This window comes from Streptococcus oralis, from assembly GCF_001579175.1.
Taxonomy (GTDB): Bacteria; Bacillota; Bacilli; order Lactobacillales; family Streptococcaceae; genus Streptococcus; species Streptococcus oralis_O.
Genome location: NZ_KQ970759.1, coordinates 1 through 4,431, shown reverse-complemented (window position 1 = coordinate 4,431; position 4,431 = coordinate 1). Strand labels below are relative to the sequence as shown.

4 protein-coding genes, 1 tRNA gene and 1 pseudogene are annotated in these 4,431 nt (G+C 40.3%); 1 reads left to right on the top strand and 5 read right to left on the bottom strand.

Going from position 1 to position 4,431, the window contains the following annotated elements; all coding sequences use genetic code 11:
* From SORDD24_RS00030 to SORDD24_RS00015, 4 genes are all read right to left on the bottom strand, one after another.
* A partial coding sequence (locus tag SORDD24_RS00030; protein WP_155720112.1) for an ABC transporter permease occupies positions 1-474 on the bottom strand: 474 nt, incomplete at its 3' end.
* The gene (locus SORDD24_RS00025; RefSeq protein WP_061406452.1) at positions 467-1,195 is read right to left on the bottom strand and encodes an ATP-binding cassette domain-containing protein; all 729 of its coding nucleotides are present in this window, start codon (positions 1,193-1,195) and stop codon (positions 467-469) included. The genes SORDD24_RS00030 and SORDD24_RS00025, both read right to left, overlap by 8 nt.
* A gap of 72 nt (positions 1,196-1,267) precedes the next feature.
* Entirely contained in the window at positions 1,268-1,711 is a 444-nt protein-coding gene (locus tag SORDD24_RS00020; RefSeq protein WP_061406449.1) for a MarR family winged helix-turn-helix transcriptional regulator, read from the bottom strand.
* Between the two features lie 143 nt (positions 1,712-1,854).
* Positions 1,855-3,048 carry an O-antigen ligase family protein gene (locus SORDD24_RS00015; RefSeq protein ID WP_061407819.1) on the bottom strand — a complete coding sequence of 398 codons (1,194 nt, stop codon included), beginning with the start codon at positions 3,046-3,048 and terminating at the stop codon, positions 1,855-1,857.
* Positions 3,049-3,323: 275 nt separating this feature from the next.
* On the opposite strand from SORDD24_RS00015, the pseudogene birA reads away from it, so the two are divergent.
* Positions 3,324-4,258, top strand: a pseudogene (gene birA, locus SORDD24_RS11410) (bifunctional biotin--[acetyl-CoA-carboxylase] ligase/biotin operon repressor BirA).
* Positions 4,259-4,339: 81 nt separating this feature from the next.
* Here the strand turns inward: birA and SORDD24_RS00005 are convergent.
* Positions 4,340-4,427 (bottom strand) — tRNA-Ser (locus tag SORDD24_RS00005).
* Positions 4,428-4,431 lie beyond the last annotated feature (4 nt).

Sequence of the window (4,431 nt, the reverse complement as noted above, 5' to 3'; positions counted from 1 at the left end):
CAAGGCTGCCAAGGTTGCCGTACCGATAATCAAGACCGCTGCCGTCCGAATCCCAGACATCATAACAGGCATGGCGAGTGGAATTTCGAATTTCTTGAGACGTTCCCATCTGGTCATCCCAAAGGCAATCCCAGCCTCTTGCAGACTCGGATCAATTCCCTTCAGCCCAGTGATGGTGTTTTGCAAAATCGGAAAAATAGCATAAATCACCAGAGCTGTCAAAGCTGGCAAGGTCCCAATTCCCATCAAGGGGATAAAGAGCCCCAACAAGGCCAGAGACGGGATAGTCTGGAAAATTCCTGCAATCTGCAAGACCCAGTCCGCCAACTTCTCATGATAGCGAAGATAAACAGCCAAGGGAATCGCAATAAAAATAGCTAGTAATAAGGTCAAAAGTGACAACTGCAAATGTTGAGATAGAGCTGTTACCCAATCACCAAAACGATCCTGAAAAGTTGATATCAAATTAGCCATGAACACTACCTCCAAACAAGTCTGCTACAAAGTCTGTTGCAGGCGCTTTTAAAATCGTCTCGGGATTCGCCACCTGACGAATCTCTCCATCCTGCAAAACAGCAATACGATCACCTAATTTCAAAGCTTCATCCGTATCATGCGTCACAAAAATCGTTGTCATCCCAAACTCTTTATGCAATTCTTTCGTCAGAACCTGCAACTGTTTTCTCGAAATAGCATCCAAGGCTGAAAAAGGCTCATCCATGAGTAGGATCTTAGGCTGGCCAATCATAGCTCGGACAATACCAACTCGCTGCTGCTCACCACCAGATAATTCTCTAGGCAGGCGATGACCATAGTCAGCTACTGGCAAGCCAACTTTTGCCAAGAGCTCTTCTGTTTTCTTAGCAATCTCTTCCTTGCTCCAGCTCTTCATCTCAGGAATGAGGGCGATATTTTCCGCAACCGTTAGATTGGGAAACAGAGCAATGGCCTGTAAAACATAACCAGTAGAAAGACGAAGTTCACGCTCATCATAGTCTTTGATGCGCTTGCCATCCATATAAATATCGCCATCCGTAGGTTCCAAGAGACGGTTAATCATCTTAATCATGGTCGTCTTACCAGACCCAGAAGGCCCAACTAAAACCATGAACTCCCCATTCTCAATCCGTAAATTGACATCTCTCAAAACATCTTTTTCTGTGTAGCGTAGCGCTACATTTTTGTATTCAATCATTCTTTGTCCTCAATTTAAAACTTCCCTCGGTTGGGCAATTTACCAACCTCTTAATAACTAATTTAATCTATTTTATTCCTCATTTTCCTTCTCTTTCAGATTAGCCAAAATTCTTTCTTGAAAGGCTTCAAACTGACGAATTTCTTCCTCAGTGAATCCTTTATAAAAAATTGCATCCAACTTTTGACTGATACGATGGCCGACTTCTTTCTGGGATGAACCAAGTTCAGTCAGAACGACATATTTTTTCCTCTTATCTACCCCACACGGACTAATCGTGATCAGCTTTTGCTCCTCAAGATTCTTTATCATGCTTGTGAGCGTATTATTGGCGAGTCCAGTCGCCAGCGCAATATCTGTCGCCGTAGCGCAACCCGTTTCACTCTTCCATAACACCGTAAGAATCTTACCCTGTTCACTCCGATAAAGAGCCTCAGAATCCTGACTTAATAACTTTTGAAATAGCCGTCCATTCAATAAACGAATATGGTGGGCTACTAAATGACTATCTTTCATGATCTCTCCATTTTATTTCTATATCGAATCTTTTTTATTGTAACACCTCTCGTTCCATCTGTCAACTATTTCGATTTAGAAATAATTTTCACCAACAAAAAAGACCTCCTACCTAGAGTAGAAGATCTTCACTATTTATTAACTTAATCTGTCATTTCGGACACCAGTGTTCGATGTTCCAGTGGTAGACTGCACATAATTAGCAAGAAGATGAATCCTGACTGTATCCAGAAGAGAGCCAAGTCAAAAATTCCATGTACAGCAACTACTGTAAGGAAGGAGAGATAAAGACCGATAATCGGTCGTTTGCCAGACTCCTGACTCATATCCATCATCATGTGAACCGGAATCACCGAAGAAATGGATAAGAGAATGGTTCCAATCAAACCATAACTTAAAATAGTATCGATGTAAAGACTATGCGCGTGTTCGTGGTAAGGTGCATGAATTCTCGGATAGGAATTCATATAGGTCAGCGGACCCTCACCCCAGATCGGATTTTGCTTGAACAAAGTCATACCCGCATTCCAGATTGAAACTCGCTCCTCCATTGAAGAATCTAGCGTCCCCATACGGACTCCCAAATCGCTTGAGAAGAGGAAACAAAGTCCAATCCCGAAAACTCCAATACTGAGCCAGAAGGCACGCCAGTTTTTAATGGTTGTAAAGAGATAAATGATGGCACCAGCAATGATGGCAGGAAAGGCCGTTCTATTTTGCGTAAAATTCAAACCAAATAGATTCACAAAACCTGCTAGCACACAAAAGACTTTCAACCATCTTAGCTTCGTCGTTGTAAAGAGATAAAAGGCAATCATGATACAGAAGCAACAAATGATCCCATAGTAGTTAGGATTAAAGAAAGTCACCTCTGCACGGTTTTGGTGCCATACTTGCATATTGGGCGAAAGAAAGGCGTAGTTAAATTTCTTTACAATTTGGAAATGCTCCAAAGTAGCAAAAGCGGCAGAGACAACACTACCAAACAAAACCGTCTGGAGTATCAGTCGAAAGAAAGCATGCGTCAGACGCTTCTGGTAAAAACTAAAGAAAATAAGAAATAGGAGCATCAGGAAAGATGCTGCTAGACCAAGCCAGTTCTTGGCGACGATGGAAATGATACTACTGTAGGCAATAAAAAAGAGAAGTACAGGATGTTTGGCTAATCCTTTGATAATTCCCTTCATCTCCCCAGTAACAAGTAAACCTATCAAATATAAAGCAAAGAGTGCTAAGAACAAATAAAAAGGTAAAAAGATACTCATGATCATCAGATACAAAAAGAAATCTTTTTTCGAAAGCCCTCTTATCTTATCCAGTAATCCAATTGATTTCAAAACGGATCCTTTCTGTTCTGGATTTCTCCAGAAGATAAATGCTAAACTATCTTTTAATTTTACCATTTTTTCCGTCATTTGGGAACAATGAACACGCTATCAAAAAGAAAAAACTTTTACGGAAGTATGAAAGTATACTCTATTATATTCAAAGACATTCCAGTCCAGTAGTTGCTAGAGAAAAAGAAGGAAACTTCTAAAAAAGGAAAAGCTATGGTAGAATATAATAAAGTTGAAAATAACTACTAATGAACGACAGTTAAAAAGGAAAATCAATGAAATTACACCAACTAGTCTACCAAATACTAACCAGAGAAAACGACTATGTCAGCGGAGAAAAAATTGGCGAAGAACTGAATCTAAGTCGGACATCCATATGGAAAGCAATCCAACGCCTCCAACAAGAAGGGCTCATGATCGACAGTATTAAAAATAGAGGTTACAAGCTTATCCAAGGCGATCTGATATTGCCTGGTTTGATTCAGGAGAAAACCAACTTAACCATTCGCTACAAACCTGAGACCAAATCAACACAAACAGATGCAAAAGAAGGGATTGAAGCTGGAAACAAAGGAAATACACTCTATCTTTCAACCTGTCAAACAGCAGGTCGTGGCCGCTTTCAGCGTCCCTACTATTCCCCATCTCAGGGTGGGATCTATATGTCTCTGCATATTCAACCCAATCTTCCCTATGAAAAACTTCCATCCTATACACTCCTTGTTGCCGCAGCAGTCTACAAAGCCATTAAAAATCTAACTATGATAGAAGTCGATATCAAATGGGTAAATGACATCTACTTTAAAAATAAAAAATAGCAGGTATTCTCACCGAAGCAATGACATCAGTTGAGACAGGCTTGGTTACAGATGTCATTATCGGACTTGGTATAAATTTTTCTATAGAAGACTTTCCAGAAGAACTAAAAGAAAAAGCAGGCAGCCTATTTATGCCACCTGCACCAATTAGTCGTAATGAGCTCATCAGCGAAATATGGAATTGTTTCTACAATACGGATCCAGACGAGCTATTCTATCTCTATAAAGAGAGATCAATCGTACTGGGAAAGGAAATTACCTTCCAGCGAAATGGACAAAATGAAAAAGGAATGGCAAAAGACATCTCAAACACCGGTCAACTTCAAGTAGAACTAGAAGATAAAAAAACCATTTGGCTAAATAGTGGAGAGATTTCCCTAACAAGTTGGTAATTAAAAATCCCCCCTCTTATAAACTAAGAGGGGGTAAACTTATCTTACAAAAACAAAAAAAGAGTTAACACTCTTAATCTACGGAGAATGGGGGATTCGAACCCCCGCGCCAGTTACCCGACCTAACGATTTAGCAAACCGTCCTCTTCAGCCTCTTGAGTAATTCTCCTATT